Annotated in this window: 23 protein-coding genes and 2 pseudogenes; 17 read left to right on the top strand and 8 right to left on the bottom strand. The window is 69.9% G+C overall.

The window, feature by feature from the left end; translation table 11 throughout:
• Window position 1 precedes the first annotated feature (1 nt).
• From AC3WPZ_RS12215 to AC3WPZ_RS12185, 7 genes are read left to right on the top strand one after another with little or no spacing between them, the layout of a single operon-like run.
• Complete coding sequence (locus AC3WPZ_RS12215) at window positions 2-1,201, top strand: glycosyltransferase family 4 protein (protein ID WP_492439782.1); 1,200 nt, start codon at window positions 2-4, stop codon at window positions 1,199-1,201.
• Window positions 1,198-2,364: a glycosyltransferase gene (locus AC3WPZ_RS12210; RefSeq protein WP_492439780.1), complete on the top strand. Its 1,167-nt coding sequence runs from the start codon at window positions 1,198-1,200 to the stop codon at window positions 2,362-2,364. The genes AC3WPZ_RS12215 and AC3WPZ_RS12210 overlap by 4 nt, the downstream gene beginning before the upstream one ends.
• The gene (locus AC3WPZ_RS12205) at window positions 2,361-3,314 is read left to right on the top strand and encodes a class I SAM-dependent methyltransferase (RefSeq protein WP_492439778.1); all 954 of its coding nucleotides are present in this window, start codon (window positions 2,361-2,363) and stop codon (window positions 3,312-3,314) included. The genes AC3WPZ_RS12210 and AC3WPZ_RS12205 overlap by 4 nt, the downstream gene beginning before the upstream one ends.
• A complete protein-coding gene (locus AC3WPZ_RS12200; RefSeq protein ID WP_492439776.1) occupies window positions 3,311-3,871 on the top strand; it encodes an LbetaH domain-containing protein in 561 nt (186 codons plus the stop codon). The genes AC3WPZ_RS12205 and AC3WPZ_RS12200 overlap by 4 nt, the downstream gene beginning before the upstream one ends.
• Window positions 3,868-4,716 (top strand): glycosyltransferase family 2 protein, encoded by an 849-nt coding sequence (locus AC3WPZ_RS12195; RefSeq protein WP_492439774.1) that lies wholly within the window; start codon window positions 3,868-3,870, stop codon window positions 4,714-4,716. Before AC3WPZ_RS12200 ends, AC3WPZ_RS12195 begins: the two co-directional genes overlap by 4 nt.
• Window positions 4,713-5,951: a glycosyltransferase WbuB gene (locus AC3WPZ_RS12190; RefSeq protein ID WP_492439772.1), complete on the top strand. Its 1,239-nt coding sequence runs from the start codon at window positions 4,713-4,715 to the stop codon at window positions 5,949-5,951. Before AC3WPZ_RS12195 ends, AC3WPZ_RS12190 begins: the two co-directional genes overlap by 4 nt.
• On the top strand, window positions 5,948-7,105 hold the full coding sequence (locus tag AC3WPZ_RS12185; RefSeq protein ID WP_492439770.1) for a glycosyltransferase family 4 protein: 1,158 nt from the start codon (window positions 5,948-5,950) through the stop codon (window positions 7,103-7,105). Before AC3WPZ_RS12190 ends, AC3WPZ_RS12185 begins: the two co-directional genes overlap by 4 nt.
• Here the strand turns inward: AC3WPZ_RS12185 and AC3WPZ_RS12180 are convergent.
• Window positions 7,082-7,957: a trypsin-like serine protease gene (locus AC3WPZ_RS12180; RefSeq protein ID WP_492439768.1), complete on the bottom strand. Its 876-nt coding sequence runs from the start codon at window positions 7,955-7,957 to the stop codon at window positions 7,082-7,084. The two genes, AC3WPZ_RS12185 and AC3WPZ_RS12180, sit on opposite strands and share 24 nt — an antisense overlap.
• 184 nt (window positions 7,958-8,141) lie before the next feature.
• On the opposite strand from AC3WPZ_RS12180, the gene AC3WPZ_RS12175 reads away from it, so the two are divergent.
• Entirely contained in the window at window positions 8,142-8,789 is a 648-nt protein-coding gene (locus AC3WPZ_RS12175; RefSeq protein WP_492439766.1) for a PEP-CTERM sorting domain-containing protein, read from the top strand.
• A 19-nt stretch (window positions 8,790-8,808) separates the two neighbouring features.
• On the opposite strand, the gene AC3WPZ_RS12170 is transcribed toward AC3WPZ_RS12175, so the two are convergent.
• From AC3WPZ_RS12170 to AC3WPZ_RS12160, 3 genes are read right to left on the bottom strand one after another with little or no spacing between them, the layout of a single operon-like run.
• Window positions 8,809-9,570 (bottom strand): PEP-CTERM sorting domain-containing protein, encoded by a 762-nt coding sequence (locus tag AC3WPZ_RS12170; protein WP_382160967.1) that lies wholly within the window; start codon window positions 9,568-9,570, stop codon window positions 8,809-8,811.
• A gap of 36 nt (window positions 9,571-9,606) precedes the next feature.
• The gene (locus AC3WPZ_RS12165; RefSeq protein WP_492439764.1) at window positions 9,607-11,937 is read right to left on the bottom strand and encodes a 5'-nucleotidase C-terminal domain-containing protein; all 2,331 of its coding nucleotides are present in this window, start codon (window positions 11,935-11,937) and stop codon (window positions 9,607-9,609) included.
• 47 nt (window positions 11,938-11,984) lie between these two features.
• Entirely contained in the window at window positions 11,985-15,128 is a 3,144-nt protein-coding gene (locus tag AC3WPZ_RS12160) for an ExeM/NucH family extracellular endonuclease (protein WP_492439762.1), read from the bottom strand.
• A 108-nt stretch (window positions 15,129-15,236) separates the two neighbouring features.
• Here AC3WPZ_RS12160 and AC3WPZ_RS12155 point away from each other — a divergent pair.
• The 8 genes and pseudogenes from AC3WPZ_RS12155 to AC3WPZ_RS12120 all read left to right on the top strand — a co-directional run.
• Window positions 15,237-16,298, top strand: a pseudogene (locus AC3WPZ_RS12155) (SdiA-regulated domain-containing protein); the annotation flags it as partial.
• 24 nt (window positions 16,299-16,322) lie between these two features.
• Window positions 16,323-16,424, top strand: a pseudogene (locus AC3WPZ_RS12150) (PEP-CTERM sorting domain-containing protein); the annotation flags it as partial.
• A 51-nt stretch (window positions 16,425-16,475) separates the two neighbouring features.
• Window positions 16,476-17,201, top strand: a complete 726-nt coding sequence (locus AC3WPZ_RS12145; RefSeq protein ID WP_492439760.1) for a lamin tail domain-containing protein — start codon at window positions 16,476-16,478, stop codon at window positions 17,199-17,201.
• Window positions 17,202-17,449: 248 nt separating this feature from the next.
• Window positions 17,450-18,205, top strand: coding sequence for an ABC transporter ATP-binding protein (locus tag AC3WPZ_RS12140; protein ID WP_382160977.1), 756 nt, complete (start codon window positions 17,450-17,452; stop codon window positions 18,203-18,205).
• Entirely contained in the window at window positions 18,202-19,038 is an 837-nt protein-coding gene (locus AC3WPZ_RS12135) for an ABC transporter permease (RefSeq protein WP_444688369.1), read from the top strand. The genes AC3WPZ_RS12140 and AC3WPZ_RS12135 overlap by 4 nt, the downstream gene beginning before the upstream one ends.
• A 62-nt stretch (window positions 19,039-19,100) precedes the next feature.
• Window positions 19,101-20,135 (top strand): ABC transporter substrate-binding protein, encoded by a 1,035-nt coding sequence (locus tag AC3WPZ_RS12130; RefSeq protein ID WP_492439758.1) that lies wholly within the window; start codon window positions 19,101-19,103, stop codon window positions 20,133-20,135.
• A 10-nt stretch (window positions 20,136-20,145) separates the two neighbouring features.
• Window positions 20,146-21,111, top strand: a complete 966-nt coding sequence (locus tag AC3WPZ_RS12125) for an isopenicillin N synthase family dioxygenase (RefSeq protein ID WP_382323459.1) — start codon at window positions 20,146-20,148, stop codon at window positions 21,109-21,111.
• Window positions 21,090-21,812 (top strand): GntR family transcriptional regulator, encoded by a 723-nt coding sequence (locus AC3WPZ_RS12120; protein ID WP_492433076.1) that lies wholly within the window; start codon window positions 21,090-21,092, stop codon window positions 21,810-21,812. The genes AC3WPZ_RS12125 and AC3WPZ_RS12120 overlap by 22 nt, the downstream gene beginning before the upstream one ends.
• A gap of 5 nt (window positions 21,813-21,817) precedes the next feature.
• On the opposite strand, the gene AC3WPZ_RS12115 is transcribed toward AC3WPZ_RS12120, so the two are convergent.
• Window positions 21,818-22,141 (bottom strand): YegP family protein, encoded by a 324-nt coding sequence (locus AC3WPZ_RS12115; protein WP_492433074.1) that lies wholly within the window; start codon window positions 22,139-22,141, stop codon window positions 21,818-21,820.
• 148 nt (window positions 22,142-22,289) lie between these two features.
• Here AC3WPZ_RS12115 and AC3WPZ_RS12110 point away from each other — a divergent pair, with 148 nt between their 5' ends.
• The gene (locus AC3WPZ_RS12110; RefSeq protein ID WP_492439756.1) at window positions 22,290-23,111 is read left to right on the top strand and encodes a DUF4377 domain-containing protein; all 822 of its coding nucleotides are present in this window, start codon (window positions 22,290-22,292) and stop codon (window positions 23,109-23,111) included.
• A 13-nt stretch (window positions 23,112-23,124) separates the two neighbouring features.
• Here the strand turns inward: AC3WPZ_RS12110 and AC3WPZ_RS12105 are convergent, their stop codons facing one another.
• From AC3WPZ_RS12105 to AC3WPZ_RS12095, 3 genes are read right to left on the bottom strand one after another with little or no spacing between them, the layout of a single operon-like run.
• Complete coding sequence (locus AC3WPZ_RS12105) at window positions 23,125-24,102, bottom strand: NAD(P)H-quinone oxidoreductase (protein WP_492439802.1); 978 nt, start codon at window positions 24,100-24,102, stop codon at window positions 23,125-23,127.
• A gap of 17 nt (window positions 24,103-24,119) precedes the next feature.
• On the bottom strand, window positions 24,120-25,154 hold the full coding sequence (locus AC3WPZ_RS12100; RefSeq protein ID WP_444688373.1) for a transketolase family protein: 1,035 nt from the start codon (window positions 25,152-25,154) through the stop codon (window positions 24,120-24,122).
• Window positions 25,155-25,157: 3 nt separating this feature from the next.
• Entirely contained in the window at window positions 25,158-26,042 is an 885-nt protein-coding gene (locus tag AC3WPZ_RS12095) for a transketolase (protein WP_382161000.1), read from the bottom strand.
• Window positions 26,043-26,073: the final 31 nt, after the last annotated feature.

The raw sequence follows: 26,073 nt of genomic DNA, 5'->3' as shown, positions 1-26,073 counted from the left end.
CATGCGCATCGTCCTGTTCACCCACCCGGCCTTCCTGGCCTCGCAAAGCATGCCCCGCTTCGCGCAGATGCTGCGCCACGCCTACATGGCGCGCGGGCACGAGGTCCAGGTGTGGTCGCCCCCGGCCCGCGTGCGCCGCTGGGTGCGCGGGCCGCTGTCGAAATGGGCCGGCTACGTCGACCAGTACCTGCTGTTCCCGCTCTGGGTGCGGCGGCAGCTCGCGCGGGTGCCCGAGGACACGCTGTTCGTGATGACCGACCAGGCGCTCGGCCCCTGGGTGCCGCTGCTGCGCGACCGGCCGCTGGTGGTGCACGTGCACGACCTGCTGGCCCTGCGCTCGGCCCTGGGCGAGATCCCCGAAAACCGCACCGGCGCGAGCGGGCGGGTCTACCAGCGTTACATCCGCCGGGGTTTCCAGCAGGCGCGCCATTTCATCTGCATCTCGCAGCGCACGCGCGAGGACCTGCGGCGCGTGGGCGGCGTCGATCCGCTCTCGTGCGAGGTGGTCTACAACGGCCTGAACCAGCGCTTCGCGCGCATCCCGGCGGCGCAGGCCCGGGTGCAGCTGCGCGGCGCGGGCATGCCCGTGGCGCCCGGCGGCCTGCTGCTGCACGTGAGCGGTGGCCAGTGGTACAAGAACGTGGCCGGCGTGCTGCGCCTCTACGCGCACTACGCGCGCAACCAGCGCCACCCGCTGCCGCTGTGGCTGGTGGGCGTGCCGCAGACCGAGGCGGTGCAGGCCGTGCTGCGCGAGGTGCCCACCCAGGGCACGGTGCATTTCCTCTACGGCATCGACCACGCGCTGCTGCAGGCGGCCTACTCGGTGTCGCGCGCCTTCCTGTTCCCCAGCCTGGCCGAGGGCTTCGGCTGGCCCATCGTGGAGGCGCAGGCCTGCGGCTGCCCGGTGTTCACCACCGACGACACGCCGATGAACGAGATCGGCGGCCCGCACACCTTCTACCTGCGCCGGCTGCGCCACGGCGAAGACGAACAGGCCTGGGCCGCCGAGGGCGCGCGCCTGATCGAGGCCGTGATCAACGAAACCCCCGCCGACGCGCAGGCCCGCGCGCAAACCTGCATGGCCTGGGCCCGGCGTTTCGACGCCGACCGCGCCATCGGCCAGTACCTGCAGGTCTACGGGCAGGTGCTCGCCGGCCAGCAGGTGAGCCTCAACGCCGACATGGCCCGGACCCCCGCATGAAAATCCTGCAAGTCATCCACTCCGCCGACCCGGCCCGTGGCGGCCCGATCGAAGGCGTTCGCAACGTCGCGCACCGCATGGCCGAACTCGGCTGCGAGACCGAACTCGTGACCCTGGACGACCCCGCGTCGAGCTGGCTCGGCCAGCTGACGCAGAAGGTGCACGCGCTCGGCCCGAGCCGGGGCAACTACGGCCTCAACGGCCGCATGGTGTCCTGGCTCGACCAGCACGCGCGGGGTTACGACTTCGTGATCGTCAACGGCCTCTGGCAGTACCACAGCTTCGCTACCTGGCGCGTGCTCGCGCGCACCGGCCAGCCCTACGCGGTGTTCACCCACGGCATGCTGGACCCCTGGTTCAAGCGAACCTACCCGCTCAAGCATTTCAAGAAGTGGCTGTACTGGCCCTGGGCCGAATACCGCGTGCTGCGCGACGCGGCCGCCGTGCTCTTCACCTGCGAGGACGAGCGCCTGCTGGCGCGCGAGTCCTTCCGGCTCTACAAGGCGCGCGAGCAGGTGGTCTCGTTCGGCACGCGCACGCCGCCGGCCGACGGCGCGGCCCTGGCCGTGCGCTTCCTCGATGCCCACCCCGCGCTGTGGGGCAAACGCGTGCTGCTGTTCCTGGGCCGCATCCAGGAGAAGAAGGGTTGCGACCTGCTGATCGACGCCTTCGCCGATGTCGCCGAGCAGGCGCTCGACCTGCACCTGGTGATGGCCGGCCCCGACCAGACCGGCTGGATGGCCGCGCTGCGCGCCCAGGCCGCGCTGCGCGGCGTGGACCACCGCATCCACTGGGTGGGCATGCTGCAGGGCGATGAGAAGTGGGGCGCGTTCCACGCGGCCGAGGCCTTCGTGCTGCCCTCGCACCAGGAGAACTTCGGCATCGCGGTGGCCGAGGCCCTGGGCTGCGGCCTGCCGGTCCTGATCTCCGACAAGGTCAACATCTGGCGCGAGGTGCAGGACGCGGGCGCCGGCCTGGTGGCCGAGGATACGGTGGACGGCACGCGCGCCCTGCTCGAACGCTGGCTCGCGCTGCACCCGGCAGACCGCCAGCGCATGTCCCTGGCGGCCAGTCGGCTGTTCAGGAAGAGCTTCACCGTCGAAGCCATGGCCGACAGCCTGCTGCAGGTGATCCGCCAACACGCCCGCGAGAAACAGCCATGAGCCTGGTCAAGACGAACTCGGTGGGCCACATCGCCACGGCCGGCGACTGGCTCTGGGAGAACCTGCAGTTCCTGTGGATGCGCCTGCAGGGCCTGCAAGGCCGGGGCGACGACATGGCCGAGCTCATGGCCGAACTCGACGGCTACCGCACGGCCTACGAATCGCTCAGCGGCTGGCTGTTCCGCGACGCGGCCATCTTCGAGGTGGGTTATGGCGCGCGCCCGCTGCGGCTGCTCGCGCTGACCTCGCTGGGCCTCAACGCCCGGGGCATCGACCTGGACGCGCCGCTGCTCAGTGGCTCCATTCCCGAACTGCTGCGCGTGCTCAGGACCAACGGCTGGCAGCGCTTCCTCAAGAGCACGGTGCGCGCCAAGGTCTTCGATGCGCACGAGCGCCGCGCGCTGGACCGCGCGCTGGCGCAGCGCGGCGCGCGCCTGCGCATCCAGCCCGCGCGCTTCCTGGTCGGCGACATCGCCACGGCCAGCCTCGCGCCCTCGTCCGTCGATTTCTTCTGCTCCGAGGACGTGTTCGAGCACATCCCGCGGGACGCGCTGGACGCCGTGTGCGCCAGCATGGCGCGCGCGCTCACGCCCGACGGCGTGGCCCTGATCGCGCCCGCCGTCTTCACCGGCATCGGCGGCGGCCACCTGGTGGAGTGGTACGCGCACACCCTGGGCAGCGGCATGGAGCGCCGCTCCGAACCCTGGGAGCACCTGCGCCAGCGGCGTTTCCAGGCCGACTGCTTCCTCAACGAGATGCGCCTGGCGGACTACCAGCGCCTGTTCGAGCGCCACTTCCGCGTCGAGGCGGTGCACAACCTGCAGGCCGGCCATGGCGCGGCCTTCCTGACCGAGGACGTGATCGAGGAACTCGACGACTACAGCGAGGAAGAACTGCTCGGCGACAAGTGGCGTTTCGTGCTGCGCAAGAAGCCGGAGAGCGGACCGTGATCCTGCAGGACAACGACCCCTTCACGCAGCCCTCGTTCTCGCTGGGCAACCGCGCGGCGCGCGCGCTGTGGGGGGTGGTGTGGCTGCTCCTGTTCCGCCCGAGCCCCCGGCCCGCGCACGCCTGGCGCCGCGCGCTGCTGCGCCTCTTCGGCGCCCGGCTCGGGACCGACGTGAACGTGTACGCCAACGTGCGCATCTGGGCGCCGTGGCAGCTGCGCATCGGCAACCGCGTGGGCGTGGCCGACGGCGTGACGCTCTACAACATGGCGCCGATGGAGATCGGCGACGGCTGCGTGATCTCGCAGGGCGCGCACCTCTGCGGCGGCTCGCACGACATCGATTCGTCCAACTTCCAGCTGGTGGCGCGGCCGGTGGTGCTGGAGGACCAGGTGTGGATCTGCGCCGATGCCTTCATCGGCCCGGGCGTGCGGGTGGCGCGCGGCTGCGTGGTCGGCGCGCGCGCGGTGGTGATCAAGGACATCCAGGAGCCCTGGACGGTCTGGACCGGCCACCCCGCCACGCGCAAGCGCAGCCGCCAGCCCAGGAGCCTGCCGTGACCCCGGTGTCCGTGCTCATCCTCACCCGCAACGAACAGCAGGACCTGCCGGGCTGCCTGGCCAGCGTGGCCTGGAGCGACGACGTGCACGTGCTCGACTCGCTGAGCACCGACCGCACGCGCGAGATCGCGCGCGAGGCCGGCGCCCAGGTGACGGAGCGCGCCTTCGACGGTTACGCGAGCCAGCGCAACGCCGGCCTGCGCCTGCCGTTCCGCCACCCCTGGCTGCTGGTGCTCGACGCCGACGAGCGCGTGCCGCCCGCGCTGGCCCGGGAGATCGAGGCCTTCGTGCAGGGCGCCGGAACGCACGTGGACGTGGCCGCGGCGCGCATGCGCCGGCGCGACATCTGGTGGGGCACCTGGCTGCGCCGCTCGCAGATCTCGCCCTTCTACGTGCGGCTGCTGCGCCCTGAGCGCGCGCGCTACGAGCGCGAGATCAACGAGGTGCTGGTGGTGGACGGCCCCATCGCCGACCTGGCCCAGCCGTTCGACCACTACCCGTTTTCCAAGGGGCTGGACCACTGGCTCGACAAACACAACACCTACTCGCGCATGGAAGCCCAGCTGATCCTGTCGAGGTCGGTGCCGCAGCCATCCTGGCGCACCGCGCTGTTCGGCCGCGACTTCAACGAGCGGCGCGTGCACCAGAAGGCGATCTTCTACCGCCTGCCGGCGCGCCCGCTGATCAAGCTGGCCTACATGCTGGTCTGGCGGCGCGGCGTGCTCGACGGCGTGGCCGGCATCCGCTACGCCCTGCTGCAGACCATCTACGAGTACCTGATCGTGCTCAAGGTGAAGGAAGCCGAACAGGGGCAGCGCGCGCCGGCGGCGCCCGAGCGGCCATGAAGATCCTCATCCACAGCGCCAACTTCGCGCCCGAGGTGATCGGCGTGGGCAAGTACTCGGGCGAGATGGCCGAGTGGCTGGCCGCCCAGGGCCACGAGGTGCGCGTGGTGGCCGCCCCGCCCTACTACCCGGCCTGGCAGGTGGACCGGGCCTTCCGCTGGCCGCCCTGGCGGCACGACACCTGGCGCGGCGTGCGCGTGTGGCGCGCGCCGCTGTGGGTGCCTCGGCGCCCCGGCGGCCTCAAGCGCGTGCTGCACCTGTGCACCTTCGCGCTGTCCTCGCTGCCGGTGATGCTGCGCCAGGTGGCCTGGCGGCCCGACGTGGTGCTCACCGTGGCGCCCGCGCTGGTGTGCGCGCCCGGCGGCTGGCTCACCGCGCGCCTGAGCGGCGCCCAGGCCTGGCTGCACGTGCAGGACTTCGAGGTGGACGTGGCCCTGCAGATGGGCCTGCTGCGCGGCGAGCGCCTGGGGCACACGGTGCGCGCGCTCGAATCGTGGCTGCTGCGCCGCTTCGATGTGGTCTCCACCATCTCGGGGCGCATGCTGCAGCACCTCAAGCGCAAGGGCGTGCCCGAAGAGCGCACGCACCTCTTCATCAACTGGGCCGACGTGGCGCGCATCCGCCCCCTGGGCGGCCCCAGCCCCTACCGGGCCGAACTCGGCCTGGCGCCCGGCACCCACGTGGCGCTGTTCTCGGGCACCCTGGGCGCCAAGCAGGGCCTGATGGTGATCCCGCAGGCCGCGCGCCTGCTGGCCCATCGAAGCGACCTGGTGTTCGTGGTGTGCGGCAACGGCCCGATGCAGGCCGAGCTGGAACAGGCCGCGAGCAGCCTGCCCAACCTGCGCCTGCTGCCCTTGCAACCGCTGGAGCGCCTGAACGAACTGCTGGGCCTGGCCGACGTGCACCTGCTGCCCCAGAGCCAGGAGGCCGAAGACCTGGTGCTGCCCTCCAAGCTGACCGGCATGCTCGCCAGCGGCCGGCCGGTGCTGGCCACCTGCCGCACCGACACCGAGCTGGCCGACGTGGTGCTGCGCTGCGGCCGCGTGGTGCCGCCCGGCGACGCGGGCGCGCTGGCGATGGCGCTGATCGGCCTGCTCGACCACCCGGAGCAACGGCAGGCGCTGGGCGAGCGCGCGCGCGAGCACGCGCTGCGGCACCTCGCGCGCGACGCGGTGCTGCAGTCGCTGGTGAACCGCATGCAGGCTTCGCGTGGCCCGGCCCCGGAAAGAGCATGAACGCCGCCAGCTTCCCGGCGGCCGGCGACATCGTGATCTTCCAGCCGGAGTTCGTCGAGTTCGGCGGCGAGGAGCGCGTGATCCTCTCGCTGTCCGAAGGGCTGCACGCGCAAGGCCTGGCGCACAGCGTGCTGTGTTACCACGACCGGATCGACCTGGCCCGGCACGCGCGGCTGCCGCTGAGCGTGCACGCGCTGCGGCCGCCGCAAGGGGGCCTGCACCGCGCCCTGGCGCTGCGCCGGGCCCTGCTGCGCCTGCGGCAGCGCGGCGACCCGGTGCCGGTGCTGTTCAGCATCCAGTCGGCCCTGCACGCGGGGCTGGCGGGGCTGATGGGCCCCGTGGCCTACCACCTGCGCATCCCCGACACCTACCGCCTGCTGCAAGCCGCGCCCTCACACCGTGCGCGCGAGCTGCTGAGCCTGCGGCACTGGGGCACCCGCCGGGGCGTGCGGGGCGCGCGCGCTTTCGCCACCAACACCCAGGCGCTGAGCGACGAGATGCGGGCGCTCTACGGCCGCGAGGCCCAGGTGTTCCACCTCGGCGGTTTCGGCCAGCAGCCGCTGACGCAGGCGCCCACGCGGCCCATGGCGCCGATCGAGCTGCTCAGCGTGTGCCGCCTGCAGACCAGCAAGCGCATCGACTGGATGCTGCATGGCCTCGCGGCCATCCTGCGCGAGCCCCAGGGCGAGCCGCCGTTCCGCCTGCACGTGGCGGGCAGCGGCCCGCAGGCGGCGGAGCTCGCGGCCCTCAGCCACCGGCTGGGGCTGGACGACCGCGTGTTCTTCCATGGCTTCGTGGACGACGAGCAGCTCGCCGCGCTGTACCGGCGCTCGCACGTGTTCCTGATGCCCGCGCTGCAGGGTTATGGGCTGCCGGCCATCGAAGCGCTCTACCGCATGCAGGGCGTGGTGCTGCACCGCGACTCGGGCGTGGTCGAGCTGCTGCGCGACACACCCTGGGTGGTGGTCACCGACGGTGGCCCGGCCGGCTTCACCGAGGGCATGCGCGAGATGCTGCGGCGCACCCAGGCGCCCGGCTTCTTCTCGCGGCCGCTGCCCCCGCTGCCCACCGAACAGGGCTGGGGGCGCCAGCTCATCGAGGCGTTCGGCTGGCGCGCCGCGCCGCCGCCTTCAGCGGACGGCCTTCGCGCCTGAGGCCGCCGCGGGCTTGGGCGGCGCGGCCAGCACCTCGCGCATCCAGCACAGGTGCTCGGACAGCACGATGCCGCCCGCGCCCGTGCCGTGGGCACCGCGCGCGCGGGGGCCGGCGGCGAAGTTGATCTCGAAGCTGTTGAGGCCCGCCAGCCACCACTGGCCGTCGACCTGCACGAATGCGGCGCTGCCCGAATCGCCGTTGACCAGGGTGGCCTCGCGCCGCGCGCCCAGGGTGCCGTTGGCCGGCACGGGCGGGCCGATGCGGTTGCTCTCCAGCGTGGGCCCGTCGAAGTCGAACAGGTAGGTGGCGGGCCGCCCGGTGACATCGGCGAACACCGCATCGACCCGGTTCTCGCCGGTGGTGACCAGGGTGGTGCTGCCGCCGTGGCTCACCAGCGTGATCACGCGGCCCAGCAAAGCGCCGGTGAAGATCCGCGGCACCTGCAGCGCCTTGGGCGCGGGGCGGCTCAGGCGCACGATCGCCAGATCGGCGTGCACCGACGGGTCGCCGGGCGCGTTGCCCGTGGTGGTGCCGGTGTAGGCCGGGCTCACATGCACCTCGGTGCCCGTGGCCACGAAGCCGCCGCCCAGCGCGCTGCGAAAACTCATGCGGCCGGGCTCGGCGATGTTCACCGCGTGCACCGCCGTGAGCACGTGCTCGGGCCCGATGAGCACACCGCTGTAGAGCCGGCCCCCGCTGTCCAGGCTGAGCACGCCGGACCACGGCGCCTCGGCCGCCATCTCCTGCGGACCCGCGCCGCCCGTGAGCGCCAGCGCCGCGGGCGCGCCCCACAAACCGGCGAGCAGGGCCGCACAGGCCCCGGATCGCCCCAAACCATCCATTCGGATCATGCCGACACCCCTGTCCAACGCGGTTGAAAAGAACACAGCACCAACCCCGACCGCAGAATCCGGGTTCGTGGCTGGCAGGCGTGGCAGAAGATACCCAGGCTGGTGTTACTTTTCCATCACGGTCCAGTCTTTCGTCCATAGGCATCGGCGCGCCGACAGGGGCGGCCGACGAAAGGTGATCCTCATGAAACGTCTCGCATCTCTCACCCGGGCCGCGTGCCTGGCCCTCGGCCTCGCGGCCGCCACCGGCATCGCCAGCGCGGCCGACCTCGACCAGACCGGCGGCAGCTTCGTCGACCTGACACACGCGGCCGGCACGTTCAACCCCGAGTGGCTGGGCAGCGCGGCCACGTACGCCGCCGAGTTCGACCTCTCCGCGCTGTGGCGCGGCGCGCCGCTGCTGCTCTCGCAGGCGGCCACGGTCACGTACACGCTGGTGGGCTTCGAGGCCGCGTACAACAACGCCTTCGTCGCCGGCCTGGGGCAGCTCAGCAACCAGCTCAACGGCATCGCCCAGCTCGGCAGCAGCTTCAGCAGCGCGATCGAGGCCGGCGGCGCGCTCGACTTCGGCTTCCTCAGCAACGGCCTGGGCGCGCTGTGGGGCAACGGCAGCGCCAACGTCGGCGTGATGCTCTCGGCCGACCGCCAGAGCGCGCTGCTGCTCTTCAACGACTCGTACGCCGACAACGACTTCGACGACATGGTGGTGCGCGTCACGATCGCGGCCGTGCCCGAGCCCGAAACGCTGGCCATGCTGCTGTCGGGGCTGGGCGTGGTCATGGTCGGGGCTCGGCGTCGGGCTCGCAAGATGGCGGCGGCTCAGGCGGCTTGAGGCGGTCGGTGGCCCGGGCTCAGGCCTGGGCCGCCTGCGGTTGCTGCTTGTTGCGGCGGCGGGCGTAACCCCCCAGGAGGCCCAGGCCGGCCAGCAGCATGGCGTAGGTCTCGGGTTCCGGCACGGCGCTCACGACCACGTTGTCGATGCGCAGTTCGGAGGTGTTCAGCACGTCGCCCACGTCCACCACGCCCAGGGCCAGCGACACGGTGCCGCTGCTGTTGGCCTGGTAGGTGTAGGTGGACTGGTACCAGCTCCAGTTGACGTTGCTGCTGTCGGCGAAGGTGCCGAGGAACACGCCGTTGAGCACCGAGCTGGTGGTGTCGACGAACTTGAACACCGAGTCGTTCAGGGCCACGAAGCCGAAGTCCGGGTTGACGGTGTCGGTGGACAGGAAGGCCCAGTTGAAGGTGACCGTCAGCAGGTCGCCGGCGTTGGCCGTGAAGTCCTGGCGCACGGCGGAACCTTCGTAGGCGTAACCGCCCAGGTCGAACGCGGAGACCGGGATGCCGGCCAGGTCGGGCGAGGCGAAGAAATCGACGGCGGCCACGCCGGACTGGTTGTTGAAGCCGTTCTGGCCGGGGATGTCGTCGTCGTACAGCGAGGCCGTGGTCAGGCGCAGGCGCTCGTTGGCGGCGAGCACGTCGCCGTAGGACTGCCAGCCCGCCGTGGCGTTGGCGTCGAACGTGCCGTTCTGGAACGTGGTGCCCTGGGCCAGGGCAGGCGCGATGCCGGCAGCGCACAGGCAGGCGGCGGCGACGAAGGTGCGGATTGCTTTCATGGGAAACCTTTCGGGTGAAGAAGATCGTCAGGGGAATCAGGGAGCGGGTGCGGGCACGAGGTCGCGGCCCGGGGCGAACTGGGCGGCGGTCAGGCCCTTGAGCGTGACCAGGGGGCGCGCGGCGATGGGGCCGCTGGCGCCATCGGTGTCGAGCATCACGTGCACACCACCGAGGGTGTCGACGAGGCTCACGTGGCCGCTGGCCACGCCGTTGCCCACCACGCCGAGGCTGGCCAGCAGGGGGTTGAGGTCGAGCTTGTCCACGTAGGGCGTGAAGTCGGTGATGGTGTCGCCGGCATCGCGCGCGCTGGTGTAGCGGAAGGTGTCCAGGCCCGCGCCACCGGTGAGGGTGTCGGCACCGGCGCCGCCGATGATCAGGTCGTCGCCCGCGGTGCCCACGAGCGTGTCGCGCCCGCTGGTGCCGTTGCGCGTCACGCCGGCCACGGTGCGGGCCACGGCCGCGTCGATCAGGCGGCCGCCGCGGTCGAAGGCGTTTTCCTCGCCATAGACGTTGGCGGTGATCTCGTCGCCGTCGGCGGCGTTGAGGCGCTGCAGGCCGCCTTCGGCCTTGGGCGTGCGGATGAAGCTGGCCAGCGCTTCCTGGTAGGTGATGGTGTTGACGTTGTTCTCGAACACCACGGCGTTGGCCGCGAAGGGGAAGCCGTCGCCGCCGTTGGCGGTGAAGTCGATGGTGGCGAACGAGAAGATGCGCGGCGAGACCACGGCGCCGTTGTCGACCAGCACGGTGCCGTCGTCGAGCGTGATGCGGCGGATGCGGTCGCCCGAGTTCAGCGCCGTGCCGCGCGCGGTGCGCAGGGTGTCGTAGACCACCTGGATGCCCGAGACCTGGGCGAAGCGGCCTTGCGGCACGCCGTTGGCCGTGGAGGCGGCCACCGAGTGCTCCAGCAGGTCCTTGAGCTGCGCGGCGTTCATCGCGGGCGCGCGCTTGACCAGGTTGGTGAAGGGCAGCACGTTGAAGGTGTCGCCGGTGGTCACGTTGCCGGGGCCGGCGATGCTGGTGCGGATGCCGCCGCCGTTCTGGATGCCCACCTCGGCCTTGCCGGCGAAGCGCATGGCGTCGGCCACGAGGTTGCCCAGGCCGGTGTCGGCGTTGCGCACGCCTTCGGTGTAGTCGCAGGGCGCGGCCGGGCAGGCCACGTGCGTCGGGCCGTTGAGCGGCACCGCGGTGGTGCCGATGATCTGGGCGTTGAGCGCCTGGATGTAGGTGGACACCGGGGCCACCACGGCCGCCGCGATGGCGGTGTTGCCGCTGACGCGGTCGGCGTCGGCGGCGGCGCCGCTCACGCGGACCATGCGGGTGCTGTCGATGCGGGTGACGGCACCGGTGGTGTCGTCCAGCGTGAGGTTCACCTCACCCACGTAGCGGTTGCCGAAGTGGCCGGTGACCAGGGGCACGGCCTTGTTCTGCGCGTCGGTGGCGTACACCGGGTGCGTGCTGTAGGTGGGCGACACGCCGCCGTTGATGAGCAGGTCGTCCGGGTCGGTCATGAGCTCGTGGCCGCCGCCGGAGATCACCAGGTCCACGCCGCGCAGCGCGGGCACCATCACGTTGAGCTCGTTCTGCGAGTTCTGCAGGTGGCTCATGACGACGATGGCCGTCACGCCCTGGTTGTTGCGCAGGTCGTCGATCTCGGCCTGCACCAGGGGCAGCAGGGCCTGCAGGTTCTGCAGTTCGCTGTTGGCGGCGCTCCAGTTCTTCATGATGCCGGCGGGCGGCGAAGAGATGGAGGGCAGCAGCGGCGTGGTGACACCGATCACGCCGACCTTCTTGCCACCGGCGGTGGTGAGGATCTTGGAGGCGGCCACCTTGCCCTGCGCCTGCAGGTTGGCGAACTGGGGGGTGGCGGAGAAGTCCAGGTTCACCGACAGGTAGGTGGTGCCGGAGACTTCGGCGAAGCGCGCGGCCACCGGGCCGGTGTTGTCCAGGTCGAACTCGTGGTTGCCGAAGGTGGTGGCGTCCACGCCGATCAGGCGGTTGGCGATGGCGTCGTAGAAGTCCTGGCCGCCGTCGGCGTGGGCGCTGGCGAGATTGGCGAAGCTGGCGGTCAGGCGCGGGCCGGGCAGGAAGGAGTCACCGGCGTTGAGCGTGATCACGCTGCGGCCGGCGGACAACGCCGCCGCCTTGCGGTTGGCGACCACGGTGGCCAGGCGGTCCACGCCGCCGTAGAACGAGATGGCCTGGCTGGCGTCGTCGCGCAGGTTGCCCTGCGCGGAGAGCAGCCACGATTCCTGGTCGCCCAGGTGCAGGACCGTCAGGCCCTCGGCCCAGACCGAGCCGCCGCACAGGACGAGGGACGCGGCGAAGGCACAGGCCGTGCGGCGAAAACGTTGTTGGGATGCGTTCATGAGAAGAGGCTCCGGATTGAAAGGGATGTCGGTGAAAGAGGCAGGCGTCACAGGCCGAGGTCGCGGGCGGCCACGATCTGGGCGGCGTTCACACCGCTGAGCGTGAGCAGCGGGCGTGCGGCGAGCGGGCCGGCGTGGCCGTCGGCGTCGATCTGGACCACCAGGCCGGCGGCGCTGTCGACCAGGCGCACCACGCCGTCGGCGATGGCGTTGCCGCCCGTGTAGCCGATGGACTGCAGCAGCGCGCTGAGGTCGATGCGGTCGGTGCCGGGCGCGAAGTCGGTGACGCGGTCGCCGGCATCGCGCAGGTCGGTGTAGACGAACACATCGGCACCCGCGCCGCCGGTGAGCACGTCGGCGCCGGGGCCGCCGGTGATCACGTCATCGCCGGCCGTGCCGACCAGGGTGTCGCGCGAGGCCGTGCCGTTGACGGCCTTGCGCAGGGCCAGGCCCACCAGCACCGGGTCGTGGTCGGAGGAGCGGTACACCGTGTTGGTGTAGTAGTCGGTGAGCTTGAACTCGGTGTTGTAGTCGATCACCGAGGGCTCGTCGGCGTTGATGCGCCAGTGGATGGCGCCCGTCACCTTGGCGCTCAGGCTGGCCGTGGCCAGGCCGTGGTCCAGGTAGCCGGCTTCGCCGTCGAACACGTAGGAGTAGCCGAAGGCGTTGAAGCGCGCGATCTCGTCGACCAGGCCGTTGTTCGTCAGTTCGAGGATCGGGTCTTCCTTGCCGTAGGCGTTGATGTCGCCCACCACCATCACGTCGTTCGAGCCCGAGGTGGACTGGATCTGCGAGATGAAACCGAGCAGGGCCTGCGCCTGGTCGACGCGGGTGGCGTTCCAGCAGCCCTGGCCGTCGCCCGCATCGGCGTCGGCACCCGAGCCGCTCGGGCAGCTGCCCTTGGACTTGAAGTGGTTGACGACCACCGAGAAGCGCTCGCCGTTGGCGGCGGCGAAGGTCTGCGCCAGCGGCGGGCGGTTGTGCACGCCGTTGGTGTCGCTGCGGGCCTGGCCCACCAGCGAGAGCTTGCCCGGCTTGTAGATCATGGCGACGCGGATCGCATCGGTGCCGCTGCCGCCGGTGGGCATGGCGATGGTGGCGTAGGTGTTGGCACCGGCCACGGCGTTGAGGCCGCTCACCAGGTTCTGCACGGCGGTGTTGCCGTTGTTCTCGATCTCCATCAGGCCCACCACGTCGGCGTTGAGGCCGACGATGGCCTTCACGATCTTGTCGCGCTGGCGGGTGAATTCGGCCGCGCTGTCGGCGCCACGGCAGTCGGAACGGCCGCCGCCGGGGAAGCAGCTCGCGCCGGCCTGGTCGATCGTGGTGAAGTAGTTCAGCACGTTGAAGGCACCCACGCGCACGTTGCCGCCCACGGGCGCGGGCGTGCCCGGGCGGGCGTTCTCGCGGCTGAAGACCACCGGTTCGGTCGGGTGGATCTTGTAGTCGCTGATGCCGTCGGTGAGGTTGGTGGCCAGGCCGTAGTCGATGACGCCGGTCACGCCCGAGGGCAGCACGTCGCCGGCGCGCAGGGTGGTGTCGGCGCCGAGGTACGGCGTGGGGTCGGGGTTCTGGATCGACAGGCCGTCGTCGAGCAGGATGCGGCGGCGCGCGTTCTCGTCTTCCATCGCCAGCGCTTCCACCGAGCCGGCGGGGTGGCGGTTGGTCGGCTTCTCGAGGCGGCCCTCGGCGGAGAGGGTGACCTGGCCGTAGCGGCCCTGGAAGAAGTTCTGCGACGCGGTCAGCGGCGTGGCGATGTGCACCAGCATGCCTTCGTAGCGCTCGAGTTCACCCTCGGCCACTTCGGGCAGCGTGATCACGGTGGGCGCCACGGTGTGGCCGGTGGACAGCAGCGCGATCGTGGGCGTGGTGAGCTGCGTGAGCGGGCGCGCCACGGCCTGCGCGCCGGTGCCGGTGCGGTACTCGGTGACGGTGCCGGTCACGCTGAGTTCGTTGCCCGCGACCACGTTGGCGCCCGGGGTGCTGCTGGTGAAGACGAAGATGCCGTCGGAGGTGCTGGCATCGCCGTCGCCCACCGGGTCCTGCAGGAAGAAGCCGTTGTTGGTGACCAGCGTGACCACGCCGCGCACCGTGGCCGGCTGGCCCACCAGCGGGCTCTGCGCGCCGCTGCCCTGCACCTGCGGAATGGTGAGGCTGCCGTTGACCGTCACCGTGAGGTTGCACAGCGCGGTCTGCAGTTCGTTGTTGGAGAAGGTGACTTGCACCGGGTAGCTGCCCGCGGCCAGCGAGCCGGCGACCACCAGCGACGCGGTGGCCGTGCCGCCGTCGGCGACGGCGGGCTGGAAGCCGTCGAGCGAGATGCCGGCGGGCGTGCCGTTGCCCAGCGTGAGGCCATTGACCACGCTGTCGCTGTCGGTGGCGCTCAGGGCCAGCGTGCCGCCCACGCCCTGGTCGAACGCGCTGCTGGCCGGGCAGGCGGTGGCGATCGGCTGGTTGATGGTGCCACCCACCGGCGTGCCGGTGATGGCGATGTCGTCGATGCCGACCCACTCGTCGTTGCCCACCGCGTTGGTGGTGATGATGCGCACCTGCAGCTGGGCCTGGTTGTTGGCGGCGGCCGGCAGCACCACCGACACGGGGAAGGTGGCGGTGGCGAGGTTCGGGCCGGTGGTGGCGTCGGCGACGAAGCCGGCCGGCACGTTGATGAAGTTGCCGGTGTTGCCCACGCGGTACTGCAGGGCGAACGGTTGCACCGCGTCGTCGCTGGAGCCGTCGAGGTCGCGCAGCGTGTAGGCCACACGGATGTCCTGCTGGCCGGTGGTGTTGAGGTGGATGACGAGGTTGGGCGCGTCGGCGGTGCCCGAGCCGTTGAGCGCGACCACGGGGTTGGCGATCGCGAATTCGGCCACGCCGCCGTTGGTGAGCGTGTTGGGGTTGGTCTGGTTGGCCAGCACGTTGACCACCTGCGAGCCGACGCCCAGCACGGTCTGCGGGTTCGCGCCGGTGGAGGTCACGAGGTCGTCACCGCGGTAGCCCACGATGCCGGGCACGCCCGACCAGTTGTCGGCCGCGGTGATCAGGCCCGCGTTGGACCAGTTCTGCTGGAACGGCAGGCTCTGCGCCACGGTGTCGGCCCACACGGACGGGGCCGTGAGCAGGCCCAGCGCCATGAGGCAGGCGGGCAGGCGGCGTTGAACGGATGGGCAGCGCGGAACAAGGGTGGGCTTCATCTTCAGGACCTGGTTGGTGGTGGGCTTTGCAGCACGTTGGATGGCGCGCGGTGGGATGCAACCGCAGCGCCGGACTGCGTCAGATGATGCAGAGCGTGCGTCACGGAAATGCAACCGCGGGCCGCGGCTTTACTGAGCCGAACGGCTCATCAAGTTCGGCCCGAAGCGCAGCAACCGCGCTCGGCATCACCACGGCGAAGGCGAAGCGCCCGCATGGTCCGAACGGCGCACGGCAAGGCCCGAAAAAAGCGTCAACCGGCAACAGGCCCGCAATGCTCGGTGCCCAGAATTCCGCCGCAAGCGGACTCGCGTCGAGCCGCCCAAGACGAAAGAGACACCATGAAGTTCCCCTCCCTTCTGCTTGCGCTGTGCGCAGGCCTCACGGTCTCGGCGCACGCCCAGACCACGCCCTCGCTCAACCTCGGGGGCTACACGCTCACCCAGCAGTTCCGCCTGCCCGGCCAGGCCGGCATGGTCTCGGAGGCTTCGGCCATCACCTACAACTGGGACACCGGCACCCTGTTCGTCGTCGGCGACGAAGGCGAGGCCATCGTGGAAGTCACGCGCACCGGCGAGGTGCTGGGCTCGATGAAGCTCAGCGGCTTCGACGACACCGAAGCCCTGACCTATGTGGGCAACGGCCAGTTCGTGCTGGGCGAAGAGCGCACGCAGAGCCTGTTCCGCGTGGACTACACGGCCAACACCACCGCCACGCGCAGCGCGAGCCTGCCGGCCTACTCGCTCGGCAGCTACAGCAACAACGAAGGCCTGGAAGGCGTGAGCTTCGATCCGCGCAACGGCAGCTTCATCGCCGTCAAGGAAAAGAACCCGCTGGCGATCCTGCAAGCGAACATCGACTTCAACACCGGCACGGGCAGCCACGGCGCGCTGTTCAACCCGGCCAACATGGTGTTCGCGCAGCCCGACTGGACCGGCTCGGTCCGCCCGCTCGACCTGGCCGACATCCAGGTGCTCTCCACCGTGCCCGGCCTCTCCGGCACCGGCATCGACGACCACCTGCTCGTCATCAGCCAGGAATCGCGCCGGCTGTTCGAGATCACCCGCACCGGCGAGGTGCTGGGCTTCATCGACCTCAAGTTCCTCAGCGGCACCGCCGAGGGCGTGACCATCGACGAGAACGGCGTGATCTACATCACCCAGGAACAACCGTCGGTGTTCGTCTTCACGCCCGCCGCCCTGGTGCCCGAGCCCGAGACCTACGGCATGTTGCTCGCCGGCCTGGGCCTGGCCGGCTTCATGGCGCGCCGCCGCAACCGCGTCGCCACCACCGCCTGATCACCGCTCCCGTTTTCCGTCCACCACTCCAACCCTGAACGAGGTTCTTCCATGAAAAAAATGTCCACCCTTCACCGCATGCTCGCCGCCACCCTGCTCGCGGGCAGCGCCCTGGTCGTCGCCGCGCCGGCGCACGCCAGCGTCTTCATCACCGAGTTCTCGTACCAGAGCGCGGTGAGCGACGAAAAAGGCGAGTACATCGAGCTCACCAACACCGGTGTCACCGATGTGGACTTCACCGGCTGGAGCTACGACGACGACAGCCGCACCAGCCTGACCTTCAACCTGTCGGAGTTCGGCGTCGTGCGCGCGGGCGAGTCGGTCATCATCACCGAGATCGACCCCGACCTGTTCCGCACCCGCTGGAACCTGGACAGCTCGGTCAAGGTGATCGGCTTCATGGCGCCCAACTTCGCGCGCGCGGACGAAGTCAACATCTACGACGCGCAGCTCAACCTGGTGGACCGCCTGACCTACGGCGACAACACCATCGGTGGCGTGCGCCCGCGCTTCAACGCCGCCCGCCCGGGCAGCTTCGCCGAGCTCGGCCAGAACAACATCCACGGCTGGGTGCTGTCCTCCGTCGGTGATGCCGATGGCTCGTGGACCTCGACGGTCGGCGATGTCGGCAGCCCCGGTTTCAGCTCGCTCGTGACCCCGGTGCCCGAACCCGAAGCCTATGCCCTGCTGCTGGCCGGCCTGGGCCTCGTCGGTGGTGCCGTGGCGCGCCGCCGCCGCACGGCCGCCCTGCCGGCCCTGGCCCCCGCCGCAGCCTGACAGAAGGCCCGGCCTGAGGGATCGAAGGCCGGCCTGCCACAGCGCTGTCACAAGGGGCCGATAAGATGGCCCACGCCCGCCGGTCCTGACGGGCGGACAAGTATCGGGACGCCATACACCGACCAAAAAGGCCCGCGCGATGCGGGCCTTTTTTTTCGCGCCAGGTCATCCGCACTTCCGTGGCATGGATCTCGCTTTGGACATTGGACGTCCAACAACCCGCCCACTTTTGGGGACGTCCAGACATCATGTCCGCAGACATTCAACTCAGAAACGTTTCACGCCGCTTCGGTCCCACCGTGGCGCTCGAATCGGTCGACCTCGACATCGCGGCCGGCGAGTTCATCGCCCTGGTCGGGCCATCGGGCTGTGGCAAGACCACGCTGTTGCGCCTGGTGGCGGACCTGGACCAGCCCAGCAGCGGTTCGGTGCGCATCGGCGGCCTGCCGCCCGCCACCGTGCGGCGCCAGCGCCAACTGGGCCTGGTGTCGCAGCGGCCCGCGGTGCTGCCGTGGAAGCGCGCCATCGAGGACGTCGAGTTCACCCAGAAGGTGACCGGTCGCGCCGGCCTGCCCGCGCGCGGCCTGCTGCGCGACTTCGGCCTGGCGGGACACGAGGAGAAGATGCCGCACCACCTCTCGGGCGGCATGCTGCAGCGCGTGAATTTCGCGTCGGCCATCGCGCACGACCCCGAGGTGCTGCTGATGGACGAGCCCTTCTCCGCGCTGGACGAAATGAAGCGCGAAGAGTTGGGCCTGTGGCTCGGCACCGAGCTCGCCACGCGCCCCAAGACCGTGCTGTTCGTCACCCACCACGTCGATGAAGCGGTGCTGCTGGCCGATCGCGTGATCGTGTTTTCGCCAGCGCCCGGCCGCATCCTGGCCGACATCCGCGTGCCCTCGCCGCGCCCGCGCACGGCGGCCTTCCGCACCGATCCGCAATTCGTGGACCTCACCGACCGCATCCGCGGCCTGCTGTTCGGCCAATGGAGGGCCGCCGCATGAACACCACCACCGTGACCCCAGCCGCCGTCGCGCCGGTGCCGCCTGCCGCCGCCGCGCGCACCGCGGCGCTGCGCGCGCTGACGATCGCTTCGCGCATCGCCTTGCCCGTGATCTCCATCCTCGGCCTGTGGTACCTGGCCATCGCGTTCTCGGGGCTGCCGGAGTTCGTGATTCCGCGCCCCACGCAGGTGCTCGCGGTGCTGACCCAGGAAACCTCGTTCGTGACGCAGCACCTGATGGTCACGCTGCGCGCGGCGGCGATCGGTTTCCTGTTCGCCAACCTGGTCGGCATCGGCCTGGCGGTGCTGTTCACCTCGCTGCCGATGTTCAACCGCCTGCTCATGCCAGCGGCCATCACCATCCGCAACGTGCCCTATGTGGCGCTGGCCTCGGTGCTGGTGCTCGCGGTGGGCGACGGCCTGTGGACCAAGGTGGCGATCGTCACCATCGCCGGCTTCTTCCCCGTGCTGGTGAACACCCTGCGCGGCCTGGCGGCGGTCGACCCCGTGGTGCTGGACCGCATGCGCATCCTCGACGTGAGTCCGTGGAAGGTGTTCCTCAAGGTGCGGCTGCCGTACTCCGTGCCCTACATCCTCGCGGCACAGGAGATCACCGGCAGCGGCAGCATCATCGTCGCGGTGGCCGCCGAATGGATGATTTCCTCCGAAGGCCTGGGCTACGTGATCAACCGCGCCATGGCCCAGTACCGCGGCGACCAGGTGTATGCCGTGGCGCTGCTGGCCGCCGTGCTGTCCTACGCGATCTACATGCTGGTCCAGGTGATCGGCGCGCGCATCAACTGGAGCGAGCGCAGCCGCACCGGCGGCAAGTGATCCGCACCCTCCCAGGCCATTTCTTTTCTGCCCGTCTTTTCCGATCTTCAAGGAGCCCCACCATGCGCGCCCCCTTCATCCGCCTCGCCGCCGCCCTGGCCATGGGCCTGACCGCCTGGAGCGGCGCCGCCGCGCAGGCCCCGACCGAAGATATCCGGATCGCGCTCTCGTGGCTGCGCAACGGACAGTACGCGGCACTCATGGTGGCCGACGCCAAGGGCTACTTCGCGGAAGAAGGCATCAAGGTCAGCTTCATCGACGGCGGCCCGGGCAAGAACCCCATCCCCACGGTGGGCGTGGGCCAGGCCCAGTTCGGGGTCATGGCCCATTCGTTCATCATGTCGGCACGCCTGGCGCCGTCGCCGGTGGATGTGGTGGCCATCGGCGCGCTGATCCAGGAGCTGCCCTACGTGTACATCGGCCTGGGCAACCCCGGCGACCCGGATCCCGCGCCGAAGGACCTCGAAGGCAAGCGCGTGGGCATCCAGGCCGATGGTGAGATGTTCCTGAAGGCCCTGGCCAAACGCAACAACCTCGATCTGTCGAAGGTCAAGGTCGAGACCGTGCTGGCCAACGCCGAGCCGTTGCTGGTCGGCAAGGTCGACTACTTCACGGGCCATCTGCACAACCAGACCTACCAGGTCGAACTGGAAGCCGCCAAGGCCGACGCGCCCGCGCACCTGAAGGGCAAGACCTGGAAGGTGCTGCGCTTCTCGAAACACGGCGTGGCCTCCTACGGCGACACGCTCTTCACGAGCGGCAAGATGATCAAGGAAAAGCCCGAAACCGTGCGCAAGGTGGTGCGCGCCGTGGCCAGGGGCCTGAAGTTCACCATCGACCACCCGGCCGAGGCGGTGAAGCTGGTCGATGCCTACCCGCAGCAGATCGAGCGCGCCGACAAGCTCGCCTGGCGCATGAAGGTGCAGAACCCGCTGAACCAGAGCGCCGACACGCGCGCGCGCGGCCTGCTGTGGATGGACCCCAAGGTGTGGGAGGACACCATGGCCTTCTACAAGGAATACGACCAGATCAAGTCGGTGGCCCCCGTCACCGAGATGATGACCAACGCGTTCAACCCGGGCATCAAGGCCAATTGAGAGAGCACCCATGAGCACCACCACCGCCGCGCACGCGATCCCGACCATCGACATCTCGCCGCTCTTCGGCGACGACCCGGCCGCGCGCCAGGCCATCGCCCACGACATGGGCCGCGCCGCCGAGACCTATGGCTTCATGAAACTGGTGGGCCACGGCGTGTCGCCCGCGGTCATCGCCGAGACCTTCCGGGCCGCCGAAGCCTTCTTCGGCCAGAGCGAGGAAGCCAAGGCGCCGTACCAGGAGCGCAAGACCAACCGCGGCTTCCAGCCGATGTTCGACAACGCGAAGCCAGGCCAGAAGCCCAGCGGACAGGAGGCCTTCAGCATGGGCCATCCGATCCCGCCGATCGACCCGGCCCTGCTGCCGCTGCCGTTCTACGCGGCCACGCCCTGGCCCGACGTGCCCGGTTTCCGCGAGCGCCTCGAGACCTGCTACCACGACATGTTCCGGGTCGGCGAATCGGTGCTGCAGGCGTTTGCGCTGCACCTGGGTGCGCCGGCGGACTTCTTCGCCAACGTGTCGCGCAACACCTACTCCAACATGCGCGTGGTCCACTACCCGCCGCAGGAAGTGGTGCAGCACATCGCCGACGAAGGCGTGCGCGCGCACGAAGACCAGGGCCTGATCACGCTGCTGATCCAGGACATGAACGGAGGCCTCGAAGTGCTCGGCCCGGACAAGGACTGGCTGCCCGTGGTGCCCGACGAAGAGGCCATCGTGCTCAACGTCGCCAAGCTGCTCACGCGCTGGAGCAACGGCCGGTTGAAGTCGGCGCTGCACCGGGTGATCAACCGCTCGGGCCGCGAGCGCTATTCGATCCCGCTGTTCATCCACCCGAACTACCACCAGGTGATCGACCCGCGCGACTTCGCGCCGGCTGGCGAGGTGCCGCGCTTCGAGCCCATCGTGGCCGGCGAGCAGGTCTACAGGAACTTCGCCGGCGAGCGCAAGTCATGGGCCGAGCTGACGTCCTGACCCTGCCCGACCGACTGGCGCAGGACCTGCGCCGGCGCCTGTCGGCCGGCGAATGGTCGCCGGGCCAGGCCATCCCGGCCGAGACCGCGCTGGCCGGCACGTATGCGGTGTCGAGAAACACCATCCGCGAGGCCATCAGCCGCCTGGTGACGGAGGGCCTGCTGCGCATCCAGCGTGGCGTGGGCACCATCGTGAGCCCACCCCCGCCGCCGCCCGCGTCCATGGGCATGGGCCACTTCGAGTCTCTCACCGAGTCGATCAGGGGCCAGGGCCGCACGCCGCGCATCGTGCTGCACAGGCTGGAACGCCGCGCCGGCACGCCCGAGGAAACCCGCAAGCTGGAACTGCCCGCTGGCGCGCGCGTGCTCTACACCGAGCGCGCGATCTACAGCGACGACGAACTGCTGAGCTATGGCTACGACCGCTACGTCGACAGCCTGTTCCCCGAGGTGCTCGACGAGACCTTGTTCTCGATGTCGTTCGTGGACATCTTCGCGCGCCTGGGCGTGCGCACGGACCGCACCGAGGTGGAATACCACGCGGTCCACTCCAGTGCCATCGGCTGGGACCGCGGCAACCGCCAGCCGCAGCTCTACGTGCTGCTCGACCGGGTGCACTACGCACAGAACCGGCCGATCTTTCACGCGCAGACGTACTGCCTGGAAGGGCGCAACCGCATCTACACCAGCACGTCGCGCTGAGACCTTCACTCCTTGGTTGGCGCGCCCGGCGCCGCGGCCTTCACCGCCTCGATCCCCTGGTCCCGCGCGGCCGCCGATGAGTAGGTCTCGCTTTTTCCAAGCGACTCACCATTGGCCGCCTTCAGCACGAAATAAGGCTTTCCCGCGGCGTCGTTCAGGCGCGCGTAGCGGGCATCGACCGGTGCATTCGCCTGGACCGACGCAATGCCACCCTGCGCACTCTGTTTGGCGGTGTAGCGCTCGCTGGTCAAGATGATTTCGTGGTTGCCCGCCACGAGGTTGAACATCCACTGCGTGCCCGAAGGCTTGAGATGAAAGTAGGCGGCCATGATGCTCCTGTATGGTTGGGGGAAGGACACCGCCGACCATCCTCGGCGGCACCTGGACGGCTGTCAATCCTCAATATGTAGGAGAGCTTGCATGAAACAAACACATCCGCCATGCTGTCCTGGCGGACCACAGAAAGGAAACCTTCACATGAAACGCTGGACATTCATCGCCCTCACCGCAGCCAGCCTGCTGGGCCTGACGGCCTGCGCCAACACCACCGCCCCGTCGGCCAACGCCATGAACGATTCGTCTCTCAACAAAACGCTGCAGGCCTTCCACTGGGAGCTGGAAAAGGCGGACGACCCCACCGGCCGCGCACTGCCCGCATTCACCGCGCTCGCGCCCCAGCGCGTCGTGCGCCTGAGCTTTGTCCCGGGCGACAAGCCGGGCGACCAGCGCGTGGTGGTGGACAGGCTTTGCAACGGCATCGGCGCGGGCTACCAGCTCAACGGCATCGACATCACGATCTCGCGCCCGGTGAGCACGATGATGGCCTGCCCCGACCGCCAGCTGATGCAGCTGGAACAGGCCGTGGCCACGCAGATCAGCCGCGCCACCCGCGTGCACCTGGCCCAGGACGCCAACCCGCCGCGCGTGCTGCTGCAGTTCAACGACGGCAGCCGCTGGCACCTGGTGGGCAAGCCCACCGACGCCACGCGTTACGGCGGCGCGGGCGAAACCCTGTTCCTGGAAGTGGGCCCCCAGCTCCAGCCCTGCAGCCACGGCGTGGTGCGCAATGCGCAGTGCATGCAGGTGCGCGAGGTGAAGTACAACAGCGCCGGCCTCAAGACCGGCACCGGCGAATGGGGCCACTTCTACGGCAACATCGAGGGCTTCACGCACCAGGCGGGCACGCGCAACGTGCTGCGCGTCAAGCGCTACACGATCCAGAACCCGCCGGCCGACGCCTCGCGTTATGCCTATGTGCTGGACATGCGCGTGGAGTCGGAGCTGGTCGGCCCTCGATGAGCCGCGGGCGGGCCTAGACCTCCAGCAGGATCTTCCCGATGTGCTCGGAGGACTCCATCAGCGCATGCGCCTGGGAGGCCTGATCCAGCGGGAACACCTGGTGGATCACGGGCGCCACGCGCTTCGCGCTCAACAAGGGCCACACCTGCTCCACCAGCTCCTGGCCGATCCGGGTCTTGTCCGCCAGGCTGCGCGGGCGCAAGGTGGAGCCGGTGAAGGTGATGCGCTTGGCCATCAGCGGCGTCCAGTCGAGCTCGGGCCGGGACGATTCCAGGAACGAGATCTGCACCAGCCGCCCTTCGACGGCCAGGGCCCGCAGGTTGCGCTCGACGTAGGAGCCACCGACCATGTCGAGCACCATGTTCACACCGGCGCCCTCGGTCGCCTTCAGCGCCACGTCCACGAAGTCCTGCTCGCGGTAGTTGATGGCGATGTCAGCCCCTGCGGCCTTGCAGGCCGCCGCCTTCTCGGCGCTACCGACCGTGCACAGCACGCGCGCACCGAAGGCCTTGGCCAGCTGGATCGCCGTCAGGCCGATGCCCGATGAGCCGCCATGCACCAGCAGGCTTTCCCCGGCGCGCAGACCGCCGCGCTGAAAGACGTTGGCCCAGACTGTAAAGAAGTTCTCCGGCAAGGCGGCGGCCTGCCGCATCGAAATGCCCTCGGGCACGGGCAGCGCCTGGCCCTCGGGCACCACCACGCAATCGGCGTACGCACCGCCATTGGTCAGCGCGCACACCGGGTCGCCCACCGACCAGCGCGTCACACCCGCACCCAATGCCACGACCTCGCCCGACACCTCCAGGCCCAGGATGGGGGAGGCACCCGGCGGCGGCGCGTAGAGCCCGCGCCGCTGCAGGGCTTCGGGGCGGTTGACGCCCGCATAGGCCACGCGCACCAGCACCTCGCCGGCCGCCGGCACCGGCGTGGGGCCGGTGCGCGGCACGAGCACCTCGGGGCCACCGCCCTGGCCGTGGTCGATGAAGCGCATCGTCGCGGACACGGCGCTCATCGCGCGCCTCCCGCCACCAAGGCCGGCGCGGGCCGGGCCGCCGCGCGCTTGCCCTGCATGGCTTCGCGCGCCACGGCCTCGATGCCGGGGCCGTCGAGCCGGTAGTGCGCGTACAGGTGGGTGGGCGGGGCGATCAGGCTGTACTCGTCGTGGATGCCGTGGCGCACCAGGCGCACGCCCGCGCCTTCGTCGGCCAGCACCTCGGCCACGGCAGCGCCCAGGCCACCGAGCACGTTGTGCTCTTCCACCGTCATGAGCAGGCGCGAACGCGCTGCCGCCTGCAGCACCGCGTCGCGGTCCAGCGGCTTGATGGTGGCCATGTCGATCACGCCCACCGAGAAGCCCGCGCGGCCCAGCGCGGCCGCGGCCTCGAGCGCGCCCTTCACGGCCATGCCGCAGGCGATGAGGGTGAGGTCGGTGCCCCGGCTGTGCTCGATGGCCTTGCCGATCTCGAACGGTGTGTTCTTCTCGTACACGTCGGGCTCACGGCCGCGACCGATGCGGAAGTAGATCGGCTCGGGCCAGCCGATCGAGGCCTTGATCGCGCTCGCGAGTTGCGGGCCGTCGGCGGGCGAGATCACCGTGAGCCCCGCGATGGAGCGCATGGTGCCGATGTCCTCCGTCGCGTGGTGGGAGGTGCCGTAGAAGCCGAGCGAGATGCCGGTGTGGTGGCCCACCAGCCGCACCGGCAGCTTGCTGTAGGCCACGTCCATGCGGATCTGCTCGCAGCACAGCAGGCCCAGGAAGGACGCGAAGGTGGCGACGAAGGGGATCTGGCCCGTGGTCGCCAGGCCGGCGGCGGCCGTCACCATGTTCTGTTCGGAGATGCCGAACTGCACATAACGATCGGGGTAGGCCTTGGCGAACTTGTTGAGGCCGTTGGAGTACTGCAGGTCGGCCGAACCGGCCATCACGGGGTGGCCCTGCTCGGCCAGTTCGATCAGCGCGTCCGAAAAATGGTTCAGACCCGGGGTGATCTGGTTCAAGGCGCGGTACTGCCAGGAGTCGGGGGAAAGGGGTTGGGGGTTCATGGTTCAGATCTCCTTGCTCATGATTTCTTCGATGGCGCGCTGCGCGTCTGCCGGCGCCAGGTAGCCCAGGTGCCAGCCGGGTTCGGTTTCCATGTAGGAAACGCCCTTGCCCTTGATGGTCCTGGCGATCACGCACGCGGGCTTGTCGCGGCCCGTGTCGGCCTTGAGGCGCCGCAGCAGCGCGGTGAGGTCGCGCACGCTGTGGCCGTCCACCTCGTGCACCTCCCAGCCGAACGCGCGCCACTTCTCGGCCAGGGACTCGACGCCCATCACCTCGTCCACCTTGCCGTCGAGCTGGTAGCCGTTGCGGTCCACGATGGCGACCAGCCGCGAGAGCTTGTTGTGGGCCGCGAACAGCGCGGCCTCCCACACCTGCCCTTCCTGCATCTCGCCATCGCCCAGCATCACGAAGACGTGGAAGTCGCGCTGGGACATGCGCCCACCCAGCGCCATGCCGCAGCCGCCGGAGAGCGCGTGGCCGATCGAGCCCGAGCTGAAGTCGATGCCGGGCACCTTGGTCATGTCGGGGTGGTCGCCCAGCGCGCTGCCCAGGCGGGTGTAGCCGTCCAGCTCTTCCGGGCGGATGAAGCCCCATTCCGCGAGGATGGGGAACTGCCCCACGGCGGCGTGGCCCTTGCCCATCAGGAAGCGGTCGCGGTCGGGCCAGGCGGGCTCGCCATGGCGCAGCGACATCACGTCGTAGTACAGCGAGGCGAAGATCTCGGCGGCGGAGAAGACCGAGGTGTAGTGGCCGACCTTGGCGATCTCGATCAGCCGGATCGTCTCCAGCCGCACGAAGCGGGCCTTCTCCCGCAGGCGGGCGATCTCTTCGGCGGTGGGGGTGAAATCGGGAGCATCCGCTCGGCGGACGGGACTGGGCTGCGGCATGAGGGGGTTCCTTTCGTTGCGCATTGATGCA

Source organism: Hydrogenophaga sp. FW305-3-2-15-A-LB1 (assembly GCF_058787875.1).
This window is presented reverse-complemented; position numbering and strand designations above follow the sequence as displayed.